Origin of the sequence: Propioniciclava sp. (genome assembly GCF_047602245.1) — a bacterium.
Classification (GTDB): Bacteria; Actinomycetota; Actinomycetes; order Propionibacteriales; family Propionibacteriaceae; genus Propioniciclava.
Genome location: NZ_JASGHT010000001.1, coordinates 1,490,730 through 1,515,117 on the forward strand (window position 1 = coordinate 1,490,730; position 24,388 = coordinate 1,515,117).

The 24,388-nt window shown below is 69.9% G+C and carries 28 protein-coding genes and 3 tRNA genes; 11 read left to right on the forward strand and 20 right to left on the reverse strand.

What is annotated here, in order from left to right; all coding sequences use genetic code 11:
* The 11 genes from QM708_RS07235 to QM708_RS07285 all read right to left on the reverse strand — a co-directional run bounded on the left by QM708_RS07235 (position 1) and on the right by QM708_RS07285 (position 7,492).
* Entirely contained in the window at positions 1-423 is a 423-nt protein-coding gene (locus QM708_RS07235; protein ID WP_415106041.1) for a hypothetical protein, read from the reverse strand.
* A 2-nt stretch (positions 424-425) separates the two neighbouring features.
* On the reverse strand, positions 426-773 hold the full coding sequence (locus tag QM708_RS07240) for a hypothetical protein (protein ID WP_415106044.1): 348 nt from the start codon (positions 771-773) through the stop codon (positions 426-428).
* Positions 773-1,090 (reverse strand): hypothetical protein, encoded by a 318-nt coding sequence (locus QM708_RS07245; protein WP_415106047.1) that lies wholly within the window; start codon positions 1,088-1,090, stop codon positions 773-775. Before QM708_RS07245 ends, QM708_RS07240 begins: the two co-directional genes overlap by 1 nt.
* 4 nt (positions 1,091-1,094) lie before the next feature.
* Complete coding sequence (locus QM708_RS07250) at positions 1,095-2,657, reverse strand: HK97 family phage prohead protease (protein ID WP_415106050.1); 1,563 nt, start codon at positions 2,655-2,657, stop codon at positions 1,095-1,097.
* Positions 2,654-3,760 (reverse strand): phage portal protein, encoded by a 1,107-nt coding sequence (locus QM708_RS07255; RefSeq protein ID WP_415106053.1) that lies wholly within the window; start codon positions 3,758-3,760, stop codon positions 2,654-2,656. The genes QM708_RS07250 and QM708_RS07255 overlap by 4 nt, the downstream gene beginning before the upstream one ends.
* A 213-nt stretch (positions 3,761-3,973) precedes the next feature.
* Positions 3,974-5,386 carry a terminase large subunit domain-containing protein gene (locus QM708_RS07260; protein ID WP_415106056.1) on the reverse strand — a complete coding sequence of 471 codons (1,413 nt, stop codon included), beginning with the start codon at positions 5,384-5,386 and terminating at the stop codon, positions 3,974-3,976.
* Positions 5,383-5,724 (reverse strand): hypothetical protein, encoded by a 342-nt coding sequence (locus QM708_RS07265; RefSeq protein ID WP_415106059.1) that lies wholly within the window; start codon positions 5,722-5,724, stop codon positions 5,383-5,385. Before QM708_RS07265 ends, QM708_RS07260 begins: the two co-directional genes overlap by 4 nt.
* A gap of 418 nt (positions 5,725-6,142) precedes the next feature.
* On the reverse strand, positions 6,143-6,919 hold the full coding sequence (locus tag QM708_RS07270) for a hypothetical protein (protein WP_415106062.1): 777 nt from the start codon (positions 6,917-6,919) through the stop codon (positions 6,143-6,145).
* On the reverse strand, positions 6,916-7,113 hold the full coding sequence (locus tag QM708_RS07275; protein WP_415106065.1) for a hypothetical protein: 198 nt from the start codon (positions 7,111-7,113) through the stop codon (positions 6,916-6,918). Before QM708_RS07275 ends, QM708_RS07270 begins: the two co-directional genes overlap by 4 nt.
* Positions 7,110-7,235, reverse strand: coding sequence for a hypothetical protein (locus tag QM708_RS07280; protein ID WP_415106068.1), 126 nt, complete (start codon positions 7,233-7,235; stop codon positions 7,110-7,112). The genes QM708_RS07275 and QM708_RS07280 overlap by 4 nt, the downstream gene beginning before the upstream one ends.
* Positions 7,232-7,492, reverse strand: coding sequence for a hypothetical protein (locus QM708_RS07285; protein ID WP_415106071.1), 261 nt, complete (start codon positions 7,490-7,492; stop codon positions 7,232-7,234). The genes QM708_RS07280 and QM708_RS07285 overlap by 4 nt, the downstream gene beginning before the upstream one ends.
* A 344-nt stretch (positions 7,493-7,836) precedes the next feature.
* Here QM708_RS07285 and QM708_RS07290 point away from each other — a divergent pair, with 344 nt between their 5' ends.
* Complete coding sequence (locus tag QM708_RS07290) at positions 7,837-8,106, forward strand: helix-turn-helix domain-containing protein (protein ID WP_415111342.1); 270 nt, start codon at positions 7,837-7,839, stop codon at positions 8,104-8,106.
* On the opposite strand, the gene QM708_RS07295 is transcribed toward QM708_RS07290, so the two are convergent.
* Positions 8,065-8,137 (reverse strand) — tRNA-Arg (locus tag QM708_RS07295). The two genes, QM708_RS07290 and QM708_RS07295, sit on opposite strands and share 42 nt — an antisense overlap.
* A 61-nt stretch (positions 8,138-8,198) precedes the next feature.
* On the opposite strand from QM708_RS07295, the gene QM708_RS07300 reads away from it, so the two are divergent.
* The gene (locus QM708_RS07300) at positions 8,199-8,657 is read left to right on the forward strand and encodes a hypothetical protein (protein WP_415106074.1); all 459 of its coding nucleotides are present in this window, start codon (positions 8,199-8,201) and stop codon (positions 8,655-8,657) included.
* Between the two features lie 367 nt (positions 8,658-9,024).
* Here QM708_RS07300 and QM708_RS07305 read toward each other — a convergent pair whose 3' ends face one another.
* Positions 9,025-9,399, reverse strand: coding sequence for a VOC family protein (locus tag QM708_RS07305; protein WP_415106077.1), 375 nt, complete (start codon positions 9,397-9,399; stop codon positions 9,025-9,027).
* Positions 9,400-9,758: 359 nt separating this feature from the next.
* Between QM708_RS07305 and QM708_RS07310 the strand changes: the two genes are divergently transcribed.
* Entirely contained in the window at positions 9,759-10,232 is a 474-nt protein-coding gene (locus QM708_RS07310; protein WP_415106080.1) for a hypothetical protein, read from the forward strand.
* 259 nt (positions 10,233-10,491) lie between these two features.
* Here the strand turns inward: QM708_RS07310 and QM708_RS07315 are convergent.
* Positions 10,492-10,581: transfer RNA gene (locus QM708_RS07315), tRNA-Ser, on the reverse strand.
* Positions 10,582-11,238: 657 nt separating this feature from the next.
* Between QM708_RS07315 and QM708_RS07320 the strand changes: the two genes are divergently transcribed.
* The 3 genes from QM708_RS07320 (at position 11,239) to QM708_RS07330 (ending at position 13,248) form a co-directional block, all read left to right on the forward strand.
* Positions 11,239-11,311, forward strand: a tRNA-Trp gene (locus tag QM708_RS07320).
* Between the two features lie 185 nt (positions 11,312-11,496).
* Positions 11,497-12,690 carry an RtcB family protein gene (locus tag QM708_RS07325; protein WP_415111345.1) on the forward strand — a complete coding sequence of 398 codons (1,194 nt, stop codon included), beginning with the start codon at positions 11,497-11,499 and terminating at the stop codon, positions 12,688-12,690.
* A 51-nt stretch (positions 12,691-12,741) separates the two neighbouring features.
* On the forward strand, positions 12,742-13,248 hold the full coding sequence (locus tag QM708_RS07330) for an HNH endonuclease (RefSeq protein ID WP_415106083.1): 507 nt from the start codon (positions 12,742-12,744) through the stop codon (positions 13,246-13,248).
* A 24-nt stretch (positions 13,249-13,272) separates the two neighbouring features.
* Here the strand turns inward: QM708_RS07330 and QM708_RS07335 are convergent, their stop codons facing one another.
* The 3 genes from QM708_RS07335 to QM708_RS07345 form a co-directional block, all read right to left on the reverse strand.
* Positions 13,273-13,716, reverse strand: a complete 444-nt coding sequence (locus tag QM708_RS07335; RefSeq protein WP_415111348.1) for a nucleoside deaminase — start codon at positions 13,714-13,716, stop codon at positions 13,273-13,275.
* A 105-nt stretch (positions 13,717-13,821) separates the two neighbouring features.
* Positions 13,822-14,466 carry a tRNA adenosine deaminase-associated protein gene (locus QM708_RS07340; protein WP_415106086.1) on the reverse strand — a complete coding sequence of 215 codons (645 nt, stop codon included), beginning with the start codon at positions 14,464-14,466 and terminating at the stop codon, positions 13,822-13,824.
* A gap of 61 nt (positions 14,467-14,527) precedes the next feature.
* On the reverse strand, positions 14,528-15,190 hold the full coding sequence (locus tag QM708_RS07345) for a hypothetical protein (protein WP_415106089.1): 663 nt from the start codon (positions 15,188-15,190) through the stop codon (positions 14,528-14,530).
* A gap of 43 nt (positions 15,191-15,233) precedes the next feature.
* On the opposite strand from QM708_RS07345, the gene QM708_RS07350 reads away from it, so the two are divergent.
* The gene (locus QM708_RS07350) at positions 15,234-15,884 is read left to right on the forward strand and encodes a GNAT family N-acetyltransferase (protein WP_415106092.1); all 651 of its coding nucleotides are present in this window, start codon (positions 15,234-15,236) and stop codon (positions 15,882-15,884) included.
* Between the two features lie 3 nt (positions 15,885-15,887).
* Here the strand turns inward: QM708_RS07350 and QM708_RS07355 are convergent, their stop codons facing one another.
* Both QM708_RS07355 and QM708_RS07360 read right to left on the reverse strand, forming a co-directional pair.
* Complete coding sequence (locus tag QM708_RS07355; protein ID WP_415106095.1) at positions 15,888-17,174, reverse strand: MFS transporter; 1,287 nt, start codon at positions 17,172-17,174, stop codon at positions 15,888-15,890.
* 99 nt (positions 17,175-17,273) lie between these two features.
* A complete protein-coding gene (locus QM708_RS07360) occupies positions 17,274-17,990 on the reverse strand; it encodes a glycerophosphodiester phosphodiesterase (protein ID WP_415106098.1) in 717 nt (238 codons plus the stop codon).
* Positions 17,991-18,072: 82 nt separating this feature from the next.
* On the opposite strand from QM708_RS07360, the gene eat reads away from it, so the two are divergent.
* The 4 genes from eat to QM708_RS07380 all read left to right on the forward strand — a co-directional run bounded on the left by eat (position 18,073) and on the right by QM708_RS07380 (position 23,593).
* Positions 18,073-19,506 carry an ethanolamine permease gene (gene eat, locus QM708_RS07365; RefSeq protein WP_415106101.1) on the forward strand — a complete coding sequence of 478 codons (1,434 nt, stop codon included), beginning with the start codon at positions 18,073-18,075 and terminating at the stop codon, positions 19,504-19,506.
* A gap of 11 nt (positions 19,507-19,517) precedes the next feature.
* Positions 19,518-20,930 (forward strand): ethanolamine ammonia-lyase subunit EutB, encoded by a 1,413-nt coding sequence (locus QM708_RS07370; protein ID WP_415106104.1) that lies wholly within the window; start codon positions 19,518-19,520, stop codon positions 20,928-20,930.
* Positions 20,927-21,706, forward strand: coding sequence for an ethanolamine ammonia-lyase subunit EutC (gene eutC / locus QM708_RS07375; protein WP_415106107.1), 780 nt, complete (start codon positions 20,927-20,929; stop codon positions 21,704-21,706). Before QM708_RS07370 ends, eutC begins: the two co-directional genes overlap by 4 nt.
* 207 nt (positions 21,707-21,913) lie before the next feature.
* Complete coding sequence (locus QM708_RS07380; RefSeq protein ID WP_415106110.1) at positions 21,914-23,593, forward strand: DUF885 domain-containing protein; 1,680 nt, start codon at positions 21,914-21,916, stop codon at positions 23,591-23,593.
* Here QM708_RS07380 and QM708_RS07385 read toward each other — a convergent pair.
* Entirely contained in the window at positions 23,582-24,328 is a 747-nt protein-coding gene (locus tag QM708_RS07385; protein WP_415106113.1) for a PIG-L family deacetylase, read from the reverse strand. The two genes, QM708_RS07380 and QM708_RS07385, sit on opposite strands and share 12 nt — an antisense overlap.
* Positions 24,329-24,388 lie beyond the last annotated feature (60 nt).

Consider the following 24,388-nt stretch of genomic DNA (forward strand, 5'->3'; position numbering starts at 1 on the left):
TCAGGCGATCACGGCGATGAGGGGGTCGCCGATGACCTTAAAGGTGAAGTCGGCGCGGTTGCGCTTCTTGACGTCGCCGCCGATGTTGGTGGCACGCACCTGTAGCTGCCCGGTGAGCTTCTTGCTGCCGCCCGAGTTCGGCGTGAACGTGAACGGGAACGTCTTGCCGTTGTTGGTGAGGGTCCACTCGGACAGGCTCTTGGCCGACTGGGTGCCGAAGTCCTGGAGGATTTCACCTTCGAGTGTCCAGCTGGTGGTGAGGTCACCAGCGACGACCTCACCGGACAGCACGGGGATGTCGTCTTCCTCGTCGTGCTTGGGGGTGAGGGTGCACTTGGTGACCTGGCTTGCGAACGAGGTGAGGGTGCCGACGGGGCCGATGTCGAGGACGCCGGGGCCGAGCTCGGTTTGGTAGACGGTCATGACTACTCCTTGATGTCGAGGTTGATGGTTGCGCGGTAGGCCGGCAGACCGGCCGGGTTGTGGTTTGGGAGCGCGACGGTGACCGCCTGGACGCTGCGGACACGGATGGCCGCCCGCACGCCGGCGAGGAGCCCATCGAGGGCGGCGAGGGCGTCCGTGGCCGGCAGGCTGCCGACGATGAGGTACAGGAGGATGGTGACCTCGTGCAGCTGGTCGTCGAGCGTGGACGCCGTTGAGGTGTCGGGCAGCACCCAGACGCCGGGGGTGTTGAGGTCGGCGGGGTCGGCGGCGGCGCTGATGCCGGCGGCGGCCAGCTGCGCGACGACCCACGACACGGCTTCGCCGAACATCAGCCGACCTGCGGGGTGGTGTAGCCGTCGATGCGGAGGAGGCGTGCGATGTCGGGGTCGGTTCGGGCGACGTAGACGGCGGTGCCGTCGCTCATGGCCTGGACGCCCTCGGGGCTGTTGCGGCGCCGGTAGAGGCGGGCGCCGAGCATGACGCCGGCGAGGTGGGCGTCACCAGCGGGCAGCCCGTCGGCGTAGCGGCTCGCGACACTGCCCGCCGCTGCGGCGCACTGGTCGATCAGTGCGTCGTCGGCGTGCGGGGCGGATGGGAGCTTGAGCCAGGCCTTGACCTGCTCGCGGGTGACGTCCACGGTGGCCATCGGGTCAGCCGGTGATGGTGGTGAGGAGGATGGCGCGCGCGTCATGCACCTGGAGCGCGTAGTAGCCGTACACGCCAAGGTCGACGCCGCCGTGGGCCAGGTCGAGGGCCTGGACCTTGACGGGGCCGCTCTTGGGCTGGTGCAGCTTGGCCGCGCGCGCGTCGAACGCGAGGACCTGGCCGGCGGGCAGACCGTGGTTGACCGCGAACTTCAGGCCGCCGGCGGTGCCGGAGTTCGTGCCCAGGTTGATCTCTCCCTGCCGCTGCAGCCACCACGGCACTTCGTCGGGGACGAGGTTGGTGAAGGCGGCCCAGACGTCGGGCGCCATCGCGATGACGTTGAGGGAGCTGCCGAGCTGCCCGGCGACCGTTCCAAGCTTGCCGAGCGCCTCGGTGAGGCTCGCCGACGGCGCGACGACGGTAGCGGAGGTGCGGAGCTCGGTGGCCGCCGCGGCTTCGAGCTTGCGCTTGAAGTCGGCGGTGGCGGCGGTGAAGACCGATGTGATGAAGCTGCCGTCGCCGAGGTCGAGGTAGATTCGATCGACATCCCAGCCGCCGGCGAGCCGCTTGGCGGTGGCTTCGGCGGGGATGGTGGAGATGGGGCCGGTCGGGATCTCGGCCTTGTTGCCCGTGTAGGGCGCGACCTGCGGCTTGATGTTCCACTTCCAGCCCTGGACCTTGGTCGAGGTCAGGTCGCCCTTGCTGAGGGCGTCCACGATGGGCGTGTCGGTGTTGTCGGCGGTCCACAGCTCGTTGAGCCAGCTGGGGCGGCCGATGAACCCGTGGCCGGCGTCGTTGGCGGGCACGATGTCGGCGAGTGCGGCGGTGACCTGGGCGGCCTTGCCGCCGGCGGTGAGCGCGGTCGCGATGGCCTGGGTGGCCTGGGCGGCGGTCATGATGGCCGGCTGCTCGGGCGTGTACGGGGCGGGCGCGATCGCCGGTGCCGGTGCGGGGTTGTGGGCCTGCTGGCTGGCTCGCACGGTGCACACGCGGCTGTCGGTGAAGGCGGGCAGGCTGACGAGGGACACTTCGTCGAGGGCTGCCTCGGTGACCTCGGTGATGACGCCGTCTGCGCCGCGGTGGTGCATGGTGAGGTTGGCGCCGATGCTGAGACCGTCGCGGATGCCGTTGGCGGCCTTGGCGAGGGCTTCGTCGCCGGCGTCGCCTGCGGGCACGTGGAAGGTGGCGCGGACGCCGTCCTCGTCCTGCTCGATGGCGGTGGCGTATCCGACGGCGCGGGTGCGGTCGTGGTCGATGAGGAGCTTGATGCGCTTGAGGTCGGGGTGGTGACGGATGCTGCCGGCGGCGAACCGGACGGCGCCCATGCTGGTGCGCTGCGCGATGACGCCGTAGGGCAGGATGATGCCGCTGAGGGTGCGGGCCGTGGTGTCGAGGGTGAGGTCGGACTGCAGCGACAGCGTGACGCTGACGGGCGCCACCTCGGATGCTGTGCCGGCCGGGGTGGGCGACGGGGGGACATCGCGGGCCGGTGTGGCGTCCGGGGTGACGCTCGACGGCGTCACGGGGGTGGGTGCCTGGGAGGCGGTCAGGTAGAGCGAGGGGGTCATTTTGGGTCTCCTTCGAGAGGGGTTCCGGTTTCGATTGCGATGCATTGTTCGGCGGTGTAGATGCCGGCTTCCTGGGCGGCTTTGTAGCCGGCCATCCGGTCGGCGAAGTCGGGGGTCGTGAGTTGCTCGACGAGGGCGTGCGCCCAGGTGCCTCGTGGCAGCACGTCGTCGAGGGACAGCCGGCCGCCGATGGCGTCGAAGTAGCCGGTGAGGCTGAGGTCGAGGAGTTCACGCATGCGTGAGGGGCTGTTGCTGTAGGTGATGCTGCTGCCGCCGACCTCGGCGTCGACGGCCCAGGCGGGGAGTCCCATGGCCTGGGCGATGTCGAGGGAGCTGGCTTTGCGGCCGGCGATGAGTAGTTGTTCGGCGGGCAGGCCGTGGGTGCGGAGCTCGATGGCCTGGTTCGTGTAGCTCACGGCGCCGTTGGGGTTATTGCGTGCGGCGATCCATCGGGCGATGAGCTGATCGATCTCTTCCTTGGTGAGCTTGTCGCCCTGGGTCTGGTGGAGCTCGAGTGCGGGGGTGGGGTTCGCGGCGGTGCGACCGTAGGCCTTGCTGATGGCGCGGGCGGCTTTGAGGACGTCTTGGCCGTAGACGAGGAGGCCTTCGTGCGGCCCGTCGATGCGGATGATGTTTTCGGGCGGCGTGCGGATTCCGCGCACGTAGTAGTGCTCGCTGTCCCAGGTGATCGCGGACTCGGGCACCCACTCGACGCAGGTGATGCGCTGGTTGTAGTCGCGGGCGCGGGCGATCCACCAGGCGCGGCCGTAGAACAGCAGGGCGTCGGCGGTCCATGCGTAGGTGAGCGCTCGGGCGCGGGCGTTGCCCTCGGGCTGGGTGATGATGGCCGGCTGGGGGTGGGTGCGCTTGGTGCCGGTGCGGGCTTCCCACGCGACTCGGCCGAGGGTCTGGCAGATGACGTTGCGGCCGCGGGCGACGGCGGGGATGGCCATCGCTTGGGCTCGGGTCACGGGGGTGTGGTCGTCCGCGAGGTCGTAGAGGTGCTGCAGCGTGATGGCCTGGAGGTGGGTGGGGCCGGCGTAGGGCGTGAGCACGCCGGTTTGGTTCGCGGCACCGAAGCCGAGCCACTGCAGGAGACCCATACCCGACAGGATGGAGGGGAGGTTACACAGTGGGCGATTGGCGGCGTTTCGCCATCTGCGCGGCGTTGCGGGCGCGGTGGGTGTTGGGGTGGCAAGAGGCCTCGTGCTCGGCGGCGTAGAGGTATGCCTGGTTGTCGGTGAGGGCTAGTGATCTCCAGCATGGGCAGGTGGTGCACCAGACGACGATGCTGGATGGTGAGCGGTCGAGGCGGATCATCCGAACACCAGGAGGGGGGTTTCGGGTTCGGGTTCGAGTTCGGCGGCGCGGATGGCGCAGAGTGCTGCGATGAGGTCGTCGATGGGGCCGGCGGACAGGTGCCGGGTGAAGGCCCAGCCCTCGCCGAGTGGGCGGTGCGCGGCGGCGGCCCAGGCGTTGCGGAGCGATGGGGTGGCGTCGTGGATGAGTTGGCGGGTGTTCGCGCGCCACAGGATCGTGCTGCAGGCGGTGGTGAAGTCGCGTCCGCCGATGGTGGTGACCTTGCGGCCGTCGCGGATGAGTTGGTCGGTGACTTGGCGGACGGGGCCGTCGTCGTGCGCGACGAGGCGGGCGCGATCGCCGAGCGTTTCGCGGGTGGCGGTGACGGCGTCGGCGACCCAGTCCATGCCGGGGGCGGAGGCGATGACCTTGAGGACGGCTTTGCCGTTGTCGTCGAGCCAGGACGTCCACACGGCGGAGTGGCTGCGGTCGTGGTGGACGTCGTAGCCGAGACCGATCGGGCGGCGGTCGGGCGGCGGCGTGATGATGCCGGCGAGGGCGTCCCAGACGAGGAGGTCGAGGACGGCTTCGGTGGTGACGCTGGTGAGGTTGCCGTAGGCGCGGCGCCACTCGCCGGGCGGGCAGTGTAGGGACTGCTCGGCGAGGCTGTCGGCGGTCATGGTGTGCCCGAGCGCGGGGTGGTAGGTGGACCACACGGCGGGGTCGTAGAGGTCGGCGTCCTCGGGCGCGCAGTACTCGATGTACCCGATGCTGGCGTTCGGGTCGGCGGTCGCGGCGCGGCCGCTGTCGATCCAGCCTTGGAACCATGTCGCGCTGGCGTCGCCCTTGGTGCTGATGAGCCAAAGCTGTCGGTCGATGAGGGTGGACTGGGCCGGCAGGATCGCGCCGAGTAGGTCGGTGCCCTCGTCCTCGGTGTGCGCGAAGGCCTCGTCAAGCGCGACGAACGGCGGCGTGTACCCATGCAGCGATGTCGACGTCGGAGCAAATGGGCTGATCTGCGAGTCGGTGCGCAGGAACGTCAGTGCGGGACTGCCGGCAGCCTCGCGGGTCTTGGTGTAGGCGCGGAGGACCTCGTTGCGGTTGACGATCTTGACGAGGTCCTTCCACCGGGCGGTGGCGTCCTTGCCTGTCTGCGCCGAGTAGAAGCCGAGCCAGTCGGGTCGGGTCATCGCCCGGTGCGTCATGAGGGCACGAAGGACCGTCGTCTTGCCGGACTGGCGTGGCACGGTCACGACCATGATCGGATAGCGCCATGAGCCGTCTGCGCGGCGCTCGCTGGCGATGCGGGCGGTGAGAGCCTGCCAGGGCATGAGCGGCGTTCCGAGCGCGGCAGCGACGGCGCGGATTTCGGCGAGGTCGTGCGCTGCTCGCGGGTCGGGTCGTGTCCACCAGGTCGGGCGGGCGGTCATGCGTTGACCTCGAGCTCGGCGCGCGCGGCGACGCAAGCGGGGCACGGACAGTTCGGGCACCGGGCCGCGCCGCGGATCGCGGTGATCAGCGCGTCCCAGGCGTCGCCGCCCTGCTCGGGCAAGTCGTCGAGGGCCTCACGCAGCTGCGCGGCGAGCGGCGCCACCGCGTAGGCCGGCGCGCGGCTAATGCGCTGGGCGAGCTCGAGCACCAGCGCGGCGCGGAGCTCGAGCGCCGGACCGAGCATCCCGGACGCCCTCAGCCGCTCGACGTGGCGGGTAGCGGACACGCCGAGCGCGCCGAGCTCGTGCGGGGCGACTTCGAGGCCTGGCAGGGTCACTTTTTCTCCTGGGTGGGCGTGTTTATGCTTGTCAACGGCCAGTTGAGGGGGCGCTGCTCGATCGCGGACGGGCGGGTCGGCTGGGCGGGGTCGGGTTTTGTCAGGGCCGGGGAAAGAGGTCCAGTGACTCCGGCAAGAGTCGTTGGCGGCGAGCTGAAAAACGCGAGGTCGGTGAACGCTGATGGCGTGGCCGGTAGCGGCGTGACGCCTCGCTCCTGGTTGCACCTGCGGCGACATGTGGGGCATGGCTTGTGGTGCACAGGCCTGAGGTTGGCCAGGCTGTCCGGGCCGCCGAGTGAGCGCGGGATGAGGTGATCGGCGCTGTCGCTGGCTGCGTGCAGGCACAGGTGACACACGTCACCGAAGGTCTCGTGCACGAGTTGGACCAGACGCCGGGCGCGGAGCCCTCCCCACGTCTTCACAGCAGGGTGGGCGACTCGAACCGCGCGCGGCGCAGTGCTGCGCGTGTCGCGGCGAGCCCGGCCGCCGCGACCTCGGTGCTCCCGGTGGGGACTTCCCTGATCAGGGACGCCGCCGTCCGTGCTGGGTTGCGGCGCAGGATGGTGCGGCAAGCGGGACACGGGTGCACTTCGCCCGGTGGCGGGATTGGGATGTCGTGGATGCACACTTGCATGGCCGTGGTCTCCTTTCGTGGCGGTATGTCGACGGCTGGGAGACGCCGCCGGCCCGGTGGGGCGGCGTCCTCCTTTCCCTCTCTGAGGGGAAGGCTCGAATTCAGTTCCCCTTGATCCGGCAAGGGGCGATGCGTCGTCTTGCGGGGCCACAGCGTGTGGTTGCGCACTGTGTGGCGGATCCGGTGGGCCGTCGCCGCGCGGTGCTCACGCCGCGCCGTGCGGGCTTGCCGGCGGGCGTCCTCGACGACGCGGGCGAGCTGGCCGGCGTAGACCTTGATCCAGCCCGGACGCGGGCGTCCGGCCTCGATGTGGCCACGTGTCCACCGGATCAGCCGGAACGCTTCCAGGACGTGCAAGCACTTACGTGTCCACTTCGTCGAGAGCCCGACCCGCTGAGCGAGCTGCCGGGCCGTGATCACCACGGCCCGGTCAGACTGGAGATGCACAAGGCAGCGGAGGACGTCCCGGACGCCGCGATACTGGCGGCCGTCCAGGACGCCGTAGGACTCGATGCCCTCCAGCTGCGCCCACAGCACACGACATGGCGTCGTCGTGGTCACAATGACCTCCCGAGGACCCGCGCGCACTCGACACACCACACGCCGACGAACCGGTCATCGACCAACAACGCCGTGTACGACTGACGCGGCGTGATCACCTGCGTGCACCACACCGTGCCGCCCGAACAGGACACCGTCCGGGTCGCCGTCCGGGACACCTGGCGGGCATAGCGGACCTGATCGTGCGGGATCACGGCCGACCACCGCGCCCGAACAACCAAGCCAACAGCTCCGCCACACCCACAGCGAGCGCCGGCAACGCCAACACCACAACGAGCACCACGGCCACGACGTTCAAGACATCGAAAAGGCTCATGAGGTGCGCACCACCCGGTAGCCGAGACGGGCGAGACCGTGGGCGACCGCCTCAGCGAGAGCCGGAACCGTGGCCAGGATCAACGGCGGCTTACTGGAGTCCGGCGACCCCGGAGCGCCCGCCCACGGTGTCGCCATCAAGATGTCGGAGAGCGTCAGCTGCAAGTCGACATCCGGCACAGCCGCCGGCGGCGCTAGGTCGACCGTCCGCACACCCTCGCGGCGCGCCTTGTCACGGTCCGCCAACGCGTCAGCCACAGCAGCGGAGATCCGCGCGTCAAGTGGACCAACCGGATGACGGCGAGGCGGATGCAACTCGGTCAACGCCAACGACGTCACCGCCTCCGCGATCACCCGCAACCAGTCCGGCGGTGGCTCATCAAGCAGCAGCGCACGCGCCGCCAGGGCATGCGCCTGCGCCCACCGACGAGGATCAGGCCGATCCAAAACAGCAGGGTCAACAGGACGGGGATCATCGGCCGAAGCCGCCAAAGTAGTCATACGGCAGAGACTTTGCCGAATCGGCAGATAATTCAACGCGCCACGCCGATGAGTGGGCAGAATGTTTGCCGACACGGCAGAGGACTTACTACGGTGGCAACATGACAACCGTTACTCCCCTACCCGACCGGAATGGGTTGGTGGCGACAATCGCCGAGAACGTACGCGTGGCCGCTGCGCGGCGAGGGTGGAATCAGAGCGATCTTGCGCGGGCGCTTGGCGTGACCAGCGCGACGGTCAGCCGAAAGTGGTTTGGCGCGCGCCAGTGGCAGCTAACAGAGCTTGAGGATGTGGCAAAGGTCCTGGGCGTTGACGTCCAGGACCTATTGCGCGCTCGGAGGGACTCGAACCCCCAACCTGCTGATCCGTAGTCAGCTGCTCTATCCATTAAGCTACGAGCGCTTGGTCGGTGACCGAGGCAATACTTTAGCCCAATCCCGGACGACCGCCAAATGGAGCCCTCATGGACGACGCTCACACCGCACGGCTCACCGAACAGTGGGGCCTCACCGCGGACGCCCAGCGCGCGCTACTCAGCCGATTGCGCCCGCGGACAGCGTCGGTCGAGTTCGTGGTCCGCCCCCGCACGGGCGCACCGGAGCCGCTGGCCGATCTGCTGGCGCCGTTCGCGCCGGCGTCCACCATCGGTGTCGGACGCCGCCCCGGCTACCCACGCCCCGAACCGGAAGCCGTCGTGCTGGTCTGCCGCACGCAGCGGTCCCTGTTCGCACTGCTCGCCGACATCGGGTTGTTCACGGTCGAGCCGAGCCCGCACGGCGATCACATCACCCCGACCGCCCTCGGCACCGCCGATCTCGGGTTCTTCGACGCCGACGGACGCCTCCTCTGCGCAGTCGTCACCCACGAGGGGCTCGTCTTCGCCGACGCCGCTTTGCTCACCACCCACGAGACCGCGAACTGACCCCACGGCCCGCCACTCACGCACCTTCGCGCACGAGTTGCACCGTCACGCACGAAATCTCGTCGGCAACGGTTCAACTCGTGCGCGCGAGCGTCAGGTCACGCAGAAGCGCCGTCGATGTAGAGACGTGGCGAGTAGACGCACCACGATCTTGCATTGATGGCGCGGACACCGTCGTGCAGTCCGTCCAAGGCGGGACCGCGACCTGATCCCCCGGCCAGTGCGGACATCGGCATCGAGTGATCGCTTCCGTGCGGGATCGTGGTCCGACTACGGACCAAGATCCCGCACTGGAATGACCTGCGTGCCAGCAGCTCACTCGGCGGCGCCCCGAGCTACCTCCCCGCCGGCGACGGCGTCCGGACCCTCAGAGGTACGGGTGGGTGATCAGCTCCAGGTAGTGGCCGGACGGGTCGAGCAGGTACACGCCGCGTCCGTCGTGCTCGTGGTTGATCTCACCGGGACGCGTCCGCTGCGGGTCGGCCCAGTGCTCGCGTCCCTGAGCCCGGATCGTGGCGCAGGCGCGGTCGAAGTGGTCGTCGTCCAGCAGGTAGGCGTAATGCTGCGGCGGGAACTCGAACGGCGGCGCCGCGAACTGAAGCAGGACGCCGTCGCCGATCTGGATGTTGGTGAACACGCCCCACGAGGCGGCCTCGTCCGCTTCGAGCAGGTCGAGGTAGAACGCAGCCATGACGGCCGGGTCGAGTGAGGCGATGATGGTGTGGTTGAAACGTGCGGTCATGGGATCTCCTTGGGTCATCGATGGTTGGTGAATCGCATCGATGCCAGGAGGAGCGCGGATCAGGGAACGACCAGATCGCCGTTCCGGGAGCGGCCACCACGGGCCTGACTGGTCTTCATCGCGGCCACTCTATCCGAGAGGTCTCCGGACCCCCGACGATGAGATCACCGACTTCGCGGCCGGCGGCACCGCCTGATGGCCTGAGGCAAGGCCGGAGCACCGACCAGGTGGACCGGGGTCGTCCGGAAGTGCGGCGTGAGTACGACTTCAGGCCACCATCGGCTCCCGAAGGCCGCGCGGGAGGACCGGGCTTCTACGCTCGGTGCATGTCGCAGTCTCGTCTTGGTTCCACTCGGCTCGTGTCTCTCGCCGGGACGGCGCTGGTGGTGCTCTACGCCGCCTTCGCCGCCGTGCAGATCCTGGTGCTCAATCCGCTCGCGGCCGTGCCAGGACAGTCCCTTGACCAGATCCACGCGGGTCTCGCCGCCCAGGGAGAGACGCTGGCGCCCCCGTTGGTGCTCATCACGCTGGGGATCGGTGTCGCCCTCGCGCTGGCCGTCCTGGTGCGCTCGTGGCGCCACCACGACACAGACCCCTGGTCGGCGATCCTGTCCTACTCGGCGCTCCTGACCCTGGGCGCACCCGCATATTTCGTGGCCAGTTTCGGGCCGGGCATGGCGCTCGCGGACGCCTACGGCATCAGCGGAGCCGACTACTCGCCATGGGCGGCGCCGCTGTACGTGATCAGCCTGATCACACTGGTCAGCACCGTCGTCGCGATGAACGTCCTGGCCGGCAAACGACGAGCTTCAGGGACGGCGATCACGGCATAGGCGTCCGTTGGCGAGCGTCAGGGTGCGGTCGCCCGTCGCGTCCTGTCCGGCGTTCCCGCGGAGCGGGGTTCCTCGGCGAACCGCTCCGAAGCTTGCCGGACGCGGACCCGTGCGCGTACGGAGGCTCGCGGAGCGTGGCACGTTCGCAGCACCTCGCGGAGCGTGGCACGATCACGACATCTCGCGGAGCGGGTCGGTCTCCATCACCGGCATCTGCGCCGAGAGACGCGAAAGCCCCTGACGAGCAGGGGCTTTCACATGGCGGTGGCGGTGGGATTTGAACCCACGGAAGGGGTAACCCTTCACGCGCTTTCGAGGCGCGCTCCTTAGGCCGCTCGGACACGCCACCGCCGAGAAGGGTAGCAAGCAGGCGCCCTCCGTCGCCAATCGGCGATCGGCGGCACGGACGGCGTCCCTTCATTGGGTGAGGGGACGCCCGTCTCACTCGCGCACACGTGGGGCCTCGACCGGCAGGAAGGGGACCGCGAGCTCTACCTAGCTTTCACTCGCGCACGCGGCGGGCTTCGTCGCCCGAGGTACACACAGTGGCCCGGGTTCCCCACCGAGGTCGCCCGGTTTACGCACCGTCGCCCTGGGTGCAAACCGGGCGACGGTGCGTAAACCGGGCGACGCGATGCTGCCGCGCCGCTCTGGCCGGAACACACCCTAACCCGCCGGAACCGGGGACGATTATCGGCTCGACCGGCGCCACGAACAACCGGAATTTGCACTCAGCGGTTCCCGTGCATTACCGTGGAAGAAAGAACGACCGATCAATCACTTCCGGAGGCGGCAATGTTCGGGCAGAAGCGGAACGAGGCGCGCACGGCGCGTTCGTATGACGCTTCCTTCATGCTGCCCATCGAAGGCACCCCATGGCGCGTCAGCGACGGCGAGCCGAGGCGAAGGAGTGACGTGAGGTAGGTCGATCGAACCTGCACACACAGGGCCACTCCGCTAGCCACACGGCTTGGGAGTGGCCTTTTTCGTGTTCAGGACAGGTCATACGGACGTAGCTCAACAGGAAGAGCCGCGGTCTCCAAAACCGCTGGTTGGGGGTTCGAGCCCCTCCGTCCGTGCTGATTCGATGAATCAACATACCGGGCACCATGATGCGTGCCCGAACAGCGGCAATTCACCGCCCGGCACCACGCCGGCGCGGAATACCCAAGCGCCCTTTTCCACCACCAAGAGAGCGCAGAAACAAGCACCACTCCCACCCGAGAATACAAACAAGGAGAAGGAAATGATCAACGAACTCGGCCTGCCGGTCGGCGTCCCCGGCACGGCCGGTGACGTCCTGATGTGGGCGCCGCTCGCCGAAGTCGACCAGATGGCGCTGTCGCAGTTGCGCAATGTCAGCACGCTGCCGTGGGTGCACGGTGTCCGCGTCATGCCCGACGTGCACGGCGGCTACGGGGTGCCGGTCGGCTCGGTGATCGCAATGCGGCAGGCGGTGTCGCCGTCCGCGGTCGGCGTCGACATCGGTTGCGGCATGGCGGCAGTGAGGACGTCCCTCACGCTGGCCGACCTGCCCGACGATCTGGGCCACCTCCGCCAGCATATCGAGGACGTCGTCCCGGTCGGGTTCCGCGGCCACGACCACCAGGCACCCGCGACGCGCCGCAACGAGGCGCTCAAGCGGCAGTTCCAGGTGATGTTCGGGGCCCAGGGCACCTTCAACGATCTGCGCGTCGACATGTCGGCGCGCGAGTCGCGGGCGGTCGCCCAGTGCGGTTCGCTGGGCAGCGGCAACCACTTCATCGAGTTGTGTGCGGACGCCGAGGGCCGGCTGTGGGTGACCCTGCATTCGGGCTCGCGCAATATCGGCAAGGAGCTCGCCGAGCGGCACATCAAGAAGGCGAAGGGGCTCGACCACAACCGGCAGCTGGCCGATCCCGACCTGGCGGTGTTCCTGGCGGGCACCGAGCTGATGGCCGACTACCTGCACGACCTGTACTGGGCACAGGACTACGCCCTGCTCAACCGGCGGGTCATGCTCGAGTCGGTGATGACGGTGCTGCGCGAGACCTTCGCGGGCATCGCCTTCGACAAGCCGGTGGAGTGCCACCACAACTATGTCTCCGAAGAGACCTACGACGGTGTGCCGCTGACGATCACCCGCAAGGGCGCGATCTTCGCCGGCGCGGGCGCGCTCGGCGTCATCCCGGGGTCGATGGGCACCGGGTCGTACATCGTGCGCGGACTCGGCAACGAGGCGTCCTACTGCTCGGCGTCCCATGGTGCCGGACGGAGGATGAGCCGTGGCGCCGCCCGGCGCACCTTCACCCTCGACGACCTGGCCGCCCAGACCCGGGGAGTCGAGTGCCGCAAGGACGCCGGCGTGATCGACGAGGCGCCCGGCGCCTACAAGGATCTCGCCCAGGTCATCGCCAACCAGGCGGACCTGATCGAGGTCGTCACCCGCCTGGAGACGCTGCTCTGCGTCAAGGGCTGAGCCCGCGGGCGACACCGATGAGCAAGATGAGCAAGAAAGGAGGACGCGGCCGTGACCGCACACGTGATCGTCTACAACACCGGCGCCGGCCGCGTCCGGCCTGGGGAGCGCGCCCGCTACGCGTTGCGCCGGGTGCCGCTGAAGCATGCGATCGGCATGCTGTTCCGCGGCGTCGCCCGCGAACTGGAGTGGCTGGACGGCCAGTTCATCGGCCCCTACCGCCGGGTGACCGCGGTCGAGCTGGTCAACGAGGTCGCCACCCTGCTGGTGTACCGCAGCACCCGCCGGGTGATGTTCTCCAAGCAGAACGTGCTCAAGCGCGACCGGTACCGCTGCGCCTACTGCGGCAAGACCGGCACCACGATCGACCACGTCCTGCCGAAGGCTCACGGCGGACGTTCGACCTGGCTGAACTGCGTCGCGGCTTGCCAGCCCTGCAACGGCAAGAAGGCGGACCGGACGCCGGAGCAGGCCGGCATGCGCCTCGACGTCGAGCCGTGGGTGCCGACGCTGGACGAACTCGGCCTGCACACCCTCGGTTGGCACGCGGACGCCTGAGCGGTCCGGCCGTGGGCGTGCGGGTCAGCGGTGTCCGGCGAAGAACTCACGCAGCAGTGCCGCGCAGGCGTCCGCTTCGACACCGGCGATCACCTCGACGCGGTGGTTGAGGCGCGGGTCGCGGACGATGTCGAACACGGACGCCACCGCGCCGGCCTTGGCATCGAAGGCGCCGAAGACGAGGCGTCCGATCCGGGCGTTGACCAGGGCGCCCGCGCACATGGCGCACGGCTCCAAGGTGACGACGAGGGTGCAGTCCTCGAACGACCATCCCCGGTCCTCCGCCGCCCGCGCGGACGCCGCGCGCCGCAACGCCAGCACCTCCGCGTGCGCGGTCGGGTCACCGGTCAGTTCGCGTTCGTTCCCAGCCCGGGCGAGCACGACACCGCCGGCGTCCAGCACCACCGCACCGATGGGCACATCACCGTGTGCGAACGCCGCCCGCGCCTGGTCCAGCGCGAGCCGCATCGCGGGCCACCACCGAGCGCCGCCGGTCACCGGGTGCGCCTCACCGACGATGTCGCACGAACCCGACGCGTCGAGAACGCGCGGCCGGACGTCACGGCGACAACCTCACAGGTCGAACTGGGCGGCGACCTTGTCGTAGGCGTCGCTGAAGCCGAGCTTCTCGACGACGGTCTCCAGGATCTCGAGCGGATCGGCGTCCTCGTCGGAGGTGATCGCCTCGATCTCCAACTCCGACAGACCGGCGTCGGCGAACAGGTCGAAGTCCCCCACGGGTTCGGAATCGTCGTCCTCGCCCGGCAGTTCCAGGCCGAGGAAGTCGGCGGCGTCGCGGGCGATCGGCCAATCCTGCGAGGCGGCGATGTCGGACAACAGCACCTCGACCTTGCGGCCGCGCACCCGCACGATGACGAAGAAGTCGCCGTCGATGCTGACCACGCCGACCGCGCCGGCCTCGCCGGGCACCCGGCGCAGTTCGTCGATCAGGCCGTCGAGGTCGTTGGCCAGCTCCTTGTCGAGCGCGATCGCGGCGGGTTCGCCGTCCTCGCGGTACAGCGCCGCGACCAGGTCGATCTCGTCCTCGAGGGCGTCCTCGGGATAGTCGGCGTCCTCGTCGTCGTAGTCGTCGCCGTCGTCGGTGTCCTCGTCGAGCCCGAGCGCGGTGAAGTCGTCACCGTCCACCTCGTCGACACCCGGCCGGTCGTCGCCGATGTCGGCGAGTTCGGCGTCGAAGTCATCCTCACGCGCGTCCATCGGGGACCCCCTTTCCTCGTCGTACCATCGTCGCAGACATCGCGGACTTCGGCACCCCCGTTCAGGAGTCGGCCGGCTGCGCCGCGCGCCCGGCGAGGCTGAGCAGCATCAGCGTCGCGACGGCCGCCGCGACGGGACCGGCCGCCAGCGCGGGACGCACCCACCGTCCGGTACGGCGCACTGGACGCAGCACCGTCACCGTTCCGACCAGAGTCGACACCGCGGACGCCGCGGCCATCGCGCATACCCGCCCGGAAAGGCGGCGGCGCGAGGTGGCGGCGGCGGTGGCGAGCGCCGAGGCGGCGAGGGTGATCCCGATGTCGGTGAGGACCGCCTCCCCCTTACTCACCCAGCGCACCGGGCATCCGTCCGAACCCCACGCGCTGGGCAGCGGGTCGGCCAGGGCGCGTCCGCGCACCGCGTAATGGGCGACGACTGCGGCCAACACCAGCGCGGGGTAACCGGCGGCCAACACGAATGCCTCCTCGGCGGGCGCCGCGAGGGCACCCTGCTCGGCGTCCTCAGCGTCGATGTCGATCCGCGCGATCACGTCGGCGAACTCCTCGGGCGAGGTGTCGGCGTCCAGCGCCTCGCACAGCGCGCGGGTGAGCGCCGCGCGGACGGCCTCGGGTGCGCCGGTCTGCGCGGCGGCGACGGACGAGTCCAGCCAGGCCTGGGCCACCGCGCGGGTGGCGGGGGTGAGCTGGTCGAGCATCGTGATCATCGGACCTCCTGGGCAGCCGTCGCGCACACCGTACTATCGGGTCATGGACCCGCGCCTCGCCCACTATTTTCCGCCTCTCGGCGTCCGGGTCGCATCCGGTCGGCTCGAATTGCGCGGCATCGGCACCGACGAGGTGCTGGCGCTCATCGATGTCGTGCGTGACGGCGTCCATGACCCCGCGCAGATGCCGTTCTCCTTCCCGTGGACGGACGCCTCGCGCGAGGAGATCCCGCGCAACTATCTGCAGTGGTGGTGGCGCGAATTGGCGACCTGGACGCCCGAGGCGTGGAACCTGAACCTGTGCGTGCTGTGGGACGGCGAGGTGGTGGGCGTGCAGAGCGTCGCCACTCGCGACTTCCCGACCGTCCGCTACGGCGAGACCGGCTCGTGGCTCGGACGCCGCTTCCACGGCCGCGGCATCGGCACGGCGATGCGCCAGGCGATGTGCGCGTTCCTGTTCGACGAACTCGATTTCGAGTTCATCACCTCCTCGGCGGTGCTCGACAACGCGGCCTCGCTGCGGATCAGCGAGAAACTCGGCTATGTCGACAACGGCGTGGACTGGTCGGTCCCGCGCAAGGAGCGCGTGTCGGTGCGGCGACTCTTACTGCTTCCCGAGGACTTCCGCCGCGGCGACCCGATCACCGTCGAGGGCGCGGACGCCCTGCGCCGGTTCCTCGGCGTCCGGGTCTGACGTTCACCGACCGGAGGACACCCGGTAGCGCCTGAACGACGGAACAGCGAGCGCGACGATCACCATTCCGAGAACCACGAGCGCGCCGCCGATCCCGGTCGCGGACGCCGTGCCGACCAGGTCGGCGGCACCACCGTGCAACACGTCGGCGATCCGCGGGCCGCCCGCGACCACGACGATGAAGACGCCCTGGAGGCGTCCGCGCACCGCGTCGTCGGTGGCGCCGAGCAGGATGCTCTGCCGGAATGCGGCCGACGCCATATCGGCCGCGCCGCCGACCACCAGCATGCCCAGCACGAGCCCGAGCATGGCGCGCTGCGCATGCGGCGCGAGGCCGACGGCCACACCGAGCACCGTCATCGCCGCACCCCAGACGGCGACGCACCACAGCACCGCACTGCCGTGCCGCCGCACCCGCGACACCCAGCCGCCGAAGACGCCGCCGAGCACCGCGCCGGCGGGCATCGCGGCGTAGAGCAGCGCGAAGGCGAGGCCGCCCTCGGCGGGGCCGCCGAACGATTCGTGCGCCATCTGCGGGAACAGGGCCCGCGGCATGCCGAAGATCATCGCGATCAGGTCGACGACGAAGCTGATCAGCAGAATCTGATGCCCGCGCAGGTAGACCAGCCCGTCCCACACCGCGCGCAGACCGGGCGTGCGGGCGTCCGGCGCGCGGTCGACCGGCAGCGACGGCAACCGCCAGACCGCGTACAAGGTGGCGAACAGGGTGAGCGTGTCGAGCAGGTACAGCCAGGAATAGCCGAGCACCGGGATCAGTGCCCCACCGACCAGCGGCCCGGCGATGGCGCCGGCCGACATGATGGTCATGTTGAGCGTGTTCGCGGCCGGCAGTTGTTCGGCCGGCAGCAGTTTGGGCAGGATCGCCGTCCGGGTCGGCTGGTTCACCGCGAAAAACGCCTGCTGGACGGCGAACAATCCCAGCAGCACCCACACGTTGTTCCAAGCCAGAAAGGCCTGCAGCCAGAACAGTCCCGAGGTGACCACCAGGCCGGTGGTGGTGATCTCGAGCAGGCGACGGCGGTCCATGTGGTCGGCGAGCGCGCCACCCCACAGGCCGAACACGATCAGCGGCACCAGCCCGAACAGGCCGGTGAGCCCCACCATGCCTGAGGACTGGGTGATCGCGTAGATCTGCGCGGGCACCGCCACCACGGTCAGCTGCGCGCCGATCACGGTGACGATGTTCGCCGTCCACAGCCGCCGGAAGTCCGGATGCCGCAGCGGTGTCACGTCGGCGAACAGGCCCCGCAGCGCGTCCTTGGCCGTCACCGGATGCCTCTGGTCTCGCTGATCACCCGGGCGAGGGTACTCCGCGGCAGCCCCGCGCGCACCGGGTGGGTCACGCCGGGGCCCACCGCGGCGGCCGGCTCAACCGATCACCTCGCGGGCCAGGGCGGGGTGGTTGGTGACGACGGCGTCCGCGTTGATCTCGACCATCCGCATGATGTCGGACGCCTCGTTGACCGTCCACACGTTCACGTCCAGTCCCTCGTCGTGGGCGTGCCGGACGACCCGGCGGCGCGCAGACGACAGCGACGGGTGCAGCGCGTGGACGCCGAGGCGCCGCGCGTACGCCCACGGCTTCCACAGCGGCTGGTCGTACAGCGCGCCGAGACGGACGCCGCCGGTGAGCGACCTCAGGTAGCGCAACGAGTCGTGGTTGAACGACGACAGCACCACCCGGTGTGTCATCTCGTACTCGGCGATCACCGCCAGGACACGTTCCTCGAGTCCCTTGTAGGCCATCTTGGAGTTCTTCAGTTCGACGTTGATCACGGCCTCGGTGCCCTGCACCAGCCCGAACACGTCGCCCAGAGTGGGGATGCGGGTGCCGCCGAAGCCGTCGCGTCCGGCACTCGCGTCGAGTTTCCGCAGATCGTCCAGGCTGTGGTCCGCGACCCAGCCATGGCCGTCGGTGCAGCGTTCGAGCGTCTCGTCGTGGATCACGACCACCTCGTCATCGCGGGTGAGCTGCACGTCGAGCTCAAAGCCGTCGGCGCCCTGTTCGAGGGCGAGTTCGAATGCGGGCAGGGTGTTCTCGGGAGCATCGGCGCTCGCGCCGCGGTGGGCCCAGACCTTGGTCATGACCCCATGCTGACATCCCGGGGCCCGATGAGTAACCCGGACGCAACGCCGCCGGAATATTCGGCTCCTAGGTTCTTCAGACATGAGCGACACGCTGCTACAGGAACCGGCCCACGGGTCGACGATCGAATCCGACGACTATCTCGCCAAACGTTCGCTGCGCAAGGGGACGGCCGGCTGGGTGCTGCTCGCCGGACTGGGCGTGAGCTACGTGATCTCCGGCGACTACGCCGGATGGAACAACGGACTCCTACTGGGTGGCTTCGGCGGCCTGCTGATCGCCTCGCTGATCGTCGCGACGATGTACCTGGCGATGGTGCTCGGCATGGCCGAGCTGAGTTCTGCGCTGCCGGCGGCCGGTGGCGGCTACACGTTCGCCCGCAAGGCGCTGGGCACCTGGGGCGGGTTCATCACCGGGTCGGCGATCCTGATCGAGTACACGATCGCGCCCGCGGCGATCGCGACGTTCATCGGTGGCTACGTCGAATCGCTGGGATTGTTCGGCATCACCGATGGCTGGTGGATCTACCTGGCCGTCTACGCCCTGTTCATCGCCGTCCATCTGGCCGGGGTCGGTGAGGCCCTGAAGGCCATGTTCGCGATCACGGTGGTCGCCCTGCTCGGCCTGGTGATCTTCGCCGTCGCGGCGGTGGGCCTGTTCGACATCAACAACCTGTTCGACATTCCGGTGGATGCGACCGCGTTCGGCGCGAGCCCCTTCCTGCCGCACGGGCTGATGGGGATCTGGGCCGCGGTGCCGTTCGGGATCTGGTTCTTCCTGGCGCTGGAAGGCGTCCCGCTGGCCGCCGAGGAGGCGCGCAATCCGGCCCGCGACGTGCCGCGCGGCATCATCGTCGCGATGGTGGTGCTCATCATCACCGGCGCCCTGGTGCTGTTCCTCGGCACCGGCGCGCTGGGCGCGCAGGCACTCGGCGCCTCGGGCAATCCGCTGGTCGAGGCCCTCGGCGCCGGACCGGCGGCCACCCTGGTCAACTACATCGGGCTGGCCGGCCTGGTGGCGAGCTTCTTCTCGATCATGTACGCCTACTCGCGGCAGACCTTCGCGCTGTCCCGGGCCGGCTACCTGCCCCGCTGGCTCTCGCTGACCACCTCCCGCAAGGCGCCCGTGTGGGCACTGGTCGTGCCGGGCGTGATCGGGTTCGCGCTCTCGCTGACCGGCAGCGGCGCGATGCTGCTCAACATGGCCGTGTTCGGCGCGGCGGTCAGCTATGTGCTGATGATGGCCAGCCACATCGTGCTGCGGGTCAAGGCGCCCCAGATGCCGCGTCCGTACCGCACGCCGGGCGGCGTGGTGACCACCTCGATCGCGCTGGTGATCGGCGTGGCCGCCGTGGTGGCGACCTTCCTGGTCGACCCGGTCGCGGCGTCCGCCACCGCCGGCGTCCTGCTGGCCCTGCTGGCCTACTTCGCGCTCTACTCGCGCCACCACCTGGTGGCGAACTCCCCCGACGAGGAGTTCGCGGCGCTCGATTCCGCCGCGGACGACGTGTCCTAGGGGAGGCGTCGATGATCTGGCATCAGACGATCGCCGGCCACAGCTACCGCTTCGACGGCCTGGTCGACCTGCTCGCCAAGGCGACCCCCGAGCGCTCCGGCGACCAGCTCGCCGGGTGCGCGGCGACCTCGGGTGCCGAACGGGTGGCCGCCCAATGGGTGCTGGCCGACCTGCCGTTGCGCACCTTCCTAAACGAGCCGGTGGTCGACTACGACACCGACGAGGTCACCCAGCTCATCGTCGACACCCATGATGCGGAGGCCTTCGCGCCGCTCGCCTCGCTCACCGTGGGCGGGTTCCGGGACTGGCTGCTGGAGGTGAGCACCCGGCCGGACGCCGCTCTGCTGTTGCGCGCGGTCGCGCCGGGCCTCACCCCCGAGATGGTCGCCGCGGTGAGCAAACTGATGCGCAACCAGGATCTGATCGCGGTCGCCCGGGCAATGCAGGTGGTCGTCGGGTTCCGCACCACGATCGGGCTGCCGGGAACGCTCGCGACCCGGTTGCAGCCCAACCATCCCACCGACGATCCGCTCGGCGTCGCGGCGGCGACCCTCGACGGGCTGATGTACGGCGCGGGCGATGCGGTGATCGGCATCAACCCGGCCAGCGACAGCCCGCAGAACTGCGCCGAACTGCTGCGCCTGCTCGACGATGTCCGGGTGCGTTACGAGATCCCGATGCAGTCGTGCGTGCTCACCCATGTGACCACCACGATCGGGCTGATCGAGGCGGGCGCCCCGGTGGACCTGGTGTTCCAGTCGGTGGCCGGCACCGAGGCGGCCAACCGAGGCTTCGGCGTCGACCTCGCGGTGCTGCGCGAGGGCCTGGAGGCCGGGCGCTCGCTGCGCCGCGGCACCGTCGGCGACCACGTCATGTACCTGGAGACCGGACAGGGATCGGCGCTCTCGGCGGGCGCCCACCTGGGCGTCGGCGGGCGTCCGGTCGACCAGCAGACCCTGGAGGTGCGCGCGTACGCGGTGGCGCGCGCCTGCGAACCGCTGCTGGTCAACACGGTGGTCGGGTTCATCGGACCGGAATATCTCGCCGACGGCCGCCAGATCATTCGCGCCGGGCTGGAGGACCATTTCTGCGGCAAACTGCTCGGCCTGCCGATGGGCGTCGACGTCTGCTACACCAACCACGCCGACGCCGACTCCGACGACATGGACGTGCTGCTCACCCTGCTCGGCGCGGCCGGGTGCGCGTTCGTGATCACGGTGCCCGGCGCCGACGACGTGATGCTCGGCTACCAGAGCCTGTCGTTCCACGACGCCCTCTACGCGCGCCGCACCCTCGGGTTGCGCCCCGCGCCCGAGTTCGAGGCCTGGCTGCACCGCCAGCAGATGACCGGCCCCGACGGCCTGATCCGGCCGTTGGACGCCGCGGCCTCGCCGCTGCGGGCACTGGTGGGAGGACGCGCATGAGTGCGGTGACACGCGAGGAATCGGACGGTTTCTGGGCAGGCCTCCGCGTGCACACCCAGGCACGGATCGGTCTCGGCCACGCCGGCGACGCACTGCCGACCCGGCAGGTCCTGGAGTTCCGCGGCGCGCACGCGCTCGCCCGGGACGCGGTTCACACCCCGCTGGATGTCGGCACACTGCTGGATTCCTTGGCCGAGACCGGCCTGGGTGAACCGGTGCATGTGACCAGCCGGGCGGCGACCCGCGAGGAGTACGTGCGGCGCCCCGATCTCGGCCGTCTGCCCGGGCCGCTGGACGCGCTGCGTCCCGCGCACGCCGATCTGGGGATCGTGGTGATGGACGGCCTGTCCTCGCGGGCGCTGGCCGACCACGGCGCGGCGCTGGTGCGGGCGCTGCGGGAGGAGATCGGCGACCGCTACACCGTGGCACCACCGGTCCTGGTGACGCAGGGCAGGGTCGCGCTCGGCGACCACATCGGCGCCGCCCTGGGCGTGAGGACCCTGCTGGTGATCATCGGCGAGCGTCCCGGGCTCTCGGTGGCCGACAGCCTCGGCATCTACCTGACCCACCAGCCCCGCCCCGGGCTGGCGGATTCGGCGCGCAACTGCATCTCGAACATCCATCCCCCCGACGGGCTCAGCTATCAGGCCGCCGCGCAGACGGCCATCCGCCTGGTCACCGGCGCCTGGGAGCTCGGTGAGTCCGGAGTCCGGCTGAAGGACACCGGACCGGCGCTCGGCGCCGCGCCCCAGGGGGAGATCGCGGCAGCCGGCTGAGCCCGCGCGCTCGGTGAGGGCATCACAGAGGCGGCTCAGGATGAGGTCGCGGCGGTCGGCTGCGCGCACGCATGGTCGTTTTCTATGTCCAGTTTGGAGGGGAGGGTCCACGACAAGGGCAAACGCGACGGCGGGTGAATCTGGACATAGAAATCGACCACCGGTGCGCCCGGAGGTCTCGCGGGTTCGTGCGCTACCTTCGGTCGGGTGAGAGCAGCCACGCCGATCGACCACATCGCCGACCAGCACACCCAGCACCTGGTGCAGGCCAGCCCGCTGCTGGCCACCGCGCTCGGTGTGCCGGGCAGCGACCATCTGCTCGACGATCTGTCCCCGGACGCCCACGCCGCCCACGCGGACCTCAACCGGCGCACCCTGGATGCGCTCGCCGCCGCGGTTCCCCAGGACGCGATCGACGAGGTCACCGTCGCCGCGATGCGCGACCGGCTGGGACTCGAACTGGAGAGCTTCGAGGCCGGCGACCACCTGACCGACCTGAACAACATCGCCTCACCGCTGCAGCAGGTGCGCAACGGCTTCGACCTGATGCCGCACAGCACCGCCGACCATTGGGCGGCGATCGCCGCGCGCATGTCGGCGGCCCCGGCCGCGATGCGGCAGTACGCCGCGACCCTGCGCGAGGGCGCGTGCGCCGGACGCTTCCCCGCCCGCCGGCAGGTCGAACTGGGCATCGCCGAGGCCCAGGAGCTCGCCGACGATTCCTCGTTCTTCGTGACCTTCGCGGCCTCCGCCCGCCCGGACGGCGCCGCGCCCTCCGCGGCACTCGAGGCCGACCTGGCCCGCGGTGTTAGCGACGCACGCGCGGCCTACGCCGGCCTGGCCCGGTTCCTGCGCGACGAACTGGCCCCGCACGCCCCCGCGCCGGACGCCGTGGGTCGCGAGCGCTACGCGCGTGCCTCGCGCCTGTTCGTGGGCGCGAGGATCGACCTCGATGAGACCTACGCCTGGGGGATCGAGGAACTGGCCCGGATCACCGCCGAACAAGAGGCCCTCGCCGCCACGATCGCCGGCCCGGGCGCGAGCGTCGCGGACGCCGTCGCCGCCCTGGACGCCGATCCGTCCCGCACGCTGCACGGCACCGGCGCGCTCCGGGAGTGGATGCAGGCCACCGCCGACGAGGCGATCGCGGCGCTGGACGGGGTCCACTTCGACATCGCCGAACCGCTGCGCACCATCGAATGCATGATCGCGCCCACCCAGTCGGGCGGCATCTACTACACCGGGCCGACCGACGACTTCTCGCGCCCGGGCCGGATGTGGTGGAGCGTGCCCGCGGGCGTGACCACCTTCAACACCTGGCGCGAGAAGACGACCGTCTATCACGAGGGCGTTCCCGGGCATCACCTGCAACTGGGGCAGGCGGTCTACAACGCCGCCGAGTTGAACTGGTGGCGCCGGCAGATCTGCTGGCTGTCGGGTCATGGCGAAGGCTGGGCGCTGTACGCGGAGCGGTTGATGGAGGAGTTCGGGTTCCTCGACGACGCCGGCGACCGTTTCGGCATGCTGGACGCCCAGCGCCTGCGCGCCACCCGCGTGGTGCTCGATCTGGGCGTCCACCTCGGCAAGCCGGCGTTCGGCCGCTACGGCGGCGGGGTGTGGGACCACAACAAGGCCTGGGCGTTGATGAAGGACAACGTCAACATGGACGACGGTTTCCTGCGCTTCGAACTGAACCGCTACCTGGGCTGGCCCGGGCAGGCGCCCAGCTACAAGGTCGGCCAGCGGCTGTGGGAGGACATCCGCGCCGCCGCCGCGTCGGCCGCCCGGGCACGCGGTGAGGAGTTCTCGCTGAAGGACTTCCACTCCCGGGCGCTCAACCTCGGTTCCCTACCCTTGGACGTGCTGCGCGACCAGTTAGCCCGCTGAGCGGACGGTGAACTCGGTCTGGATGGGCTGACGCTGGCCGCCGACATGGACGACCTCGTCACCCTCGACGGCGAGTTGGCTGGCGTAGCTGCTCAGCGCGTCCTTGATCTGATCGAGGAGCTCAGGGGTAGCGATGCGCTGGCCGGGTGAGTCGGTCACCGACGCCACCTCGAGAAACGGCACCCCCAGCACGGACGCCGCCGTCCGGCTCGGCGCGTGCAACGCGACGTGGTCGGGGTGCCCATAGCCGCCGTGGGCGTCGTAGCTGACGATCGTGGTCGCGCCGAGGTGGGTCGCGTAGGCGGCGATGTCTGCGGCGATCTCGCCGGGGGCGGCGAGGCTGAGGGCGTCCGGGGTCGCCGAGTCACCCGGGCCCGCGACCGTCTCGGCATCGTCCAGCCAGCGCATACCCGAGTCGGTGTAGCGCCGCTGGTTCAGTCCCGCGGCGCGGGCGGGCGGCGTACCGAGGAACGCGCGGGCGGTCACGCCCAGCGCCGCGCAGGCGCGGGTCAGTTCGCCCTCACGGTGGACGGCCAACTCGGGGGTCCCCTGCAGCGCGGCGAGCGGTCCCGGAGGCACTTCACCCTGCTCGCCGCGGGTCGCGGTGAGCACGGCCACCTCGACTCCCCGACTGGTCAGGTGGGCGATCAGCCCGCCGGTCGCCAGCGTCTCGTCGTCGGGATGGGCATGCACGAACAGCACGCGCGCGGCGTCCGCGAACAGATCCTCAGCCATGGCGCCCCAGCGTAGTGCGCCGGGAGGGCGCCGGTCTCGGTGCGGGAGCCCCCACCCATC

Bases quoted from the DNA above. Each gene is read 5' to 3' on its own strand.
- QM708_RS07240 (WP_415106044.1), bottom strand. From the start codon at position 773: ATGTTCGGCGAAGCCGTGTCGTGGGTCGTCGCGCAGCTGGCCGCCGCC.
- QM708_RS07290 (WP_415111342.1), top strand. From the start codon at position 7,837: ATGACAACCGTTACTCCCCTACCCGACCGGAATGGGTTGGTGGCGACA.
- QM708_RS07335 (WP_415111348.1), bottom strand. From the start codon at position 13,716: ATGCGGCTCGCGCTGGACCAGGCGCGGGCGGCGTTCGCACACGGTGAT.
- QM708_RS07350 (WP_415106092.1), top strand. From the start codon at position 15,234: ATGGACCCGCGCCTCGCCCACTATTTTCCGCCTCTCGGCGTCCGGGTC.
- QM708_RS07345 (WP_415106089.1), bottom strand. From the start codon at position 15,190: ATGATCACGATGCTCGACCAGCTCACCCCCGCCACCCGCGCGGTGGCC.
- QM708_RS07300 (WP_415106074.1), top strand. From the start codon at position 8,199: ATGGACGACGCTCACACCGCACGGCTCACCGAACAGTGGGGCCTCACC.
- QM708_RS07370 (WP_415106104.1), top strand. From the start codon at position 19,518: ATGATCTGGCATCAGACGATCGCCGGCCACAGCTACCGCTTCGACGGC.
- eutC (WP_415106107.1), top strand. From the start codon at position 20,927: ATGAGTGCGGTGACACGCGAGGAATCGGACGGTTTCTGGGCAGGCCTC.
- QM708_RS07280 (WP_415106068.1), bottom strand. From the start codon at position 7,235: ATGAGCCTTTTCGATGTCTTGAACGTCGTGGCCGTGGTGCTCGTTGTG.
- QM708_RS07255 (WP_415106053.1), bottom strand. From the start codon at position 3,760: ATGGGTCTCCTGCAGTGGCTCGGCTTCGGTGCCGCGAACCAAACCGGC.
- QM708_RS07235 (WP_415106041.1), bottom strand. From the start codon at position 423: ATGACCGTCTACCAAACCGAGCTCGGCCCCGGCGTCCTCGACATCGGC.
- QM708_RS07340 (WP_415106086.1), bottom strand. From the start codon at position 14,466: ATGGACGCGCGTGAGGATGACTTCGACGCCGAACTCGCCGACATCGGC.
- QM708_RS07305 (WP_415106077.1), bottom strand. From the start codon at position 9,399: ATGACCGCACGTTTCAACCACACCATCATCGCCTCACTCGACCCGGCC.
- QM708_RS07360 (WP_415106098.1), bottom strand. From the start codon at position 17,990: ATGACCAAGGTCTGGGCCCACCGCGGCGCGAGCGCCGATGCTCCCGAG.
- QM708_RS07245 (WP_415106047.1), bottom strand. From the start codon at position 1,090: ATGGCCACCGTGGACGTCACCCGCGAGCAGGTCAAGGCCTGGCTCAAG.
- QM708_RS07385 (WP_415106113.1), bottom strand. From the start codon at position 24,328: ATGGCTGAGGATCTGTTCGCGGACGCCGCGCGCGTGCTGTTCGTGCAT.
- eat (WP_415106101.1), top strand. From the start codon at position 18,073: ATGAGCGACACGCTGCTACAGGAACCGGCCCACGGGTCGACGATCGAA.
- QM708_RS07250 (WP_415106050.1), bottom strand. From the start codon at position 2,657: ATGACCCCCTCGCTCTACCTGACCGCCTCCCAGGCACCCACCCCCGTG.
- QM708_RS07260 (WP_415106056.1), bottom strand. From the start codon at position 5,386: ATGACCGCCCGCCCGACCTGGTGGACACGACCCGACCCGCGAGCAGCG.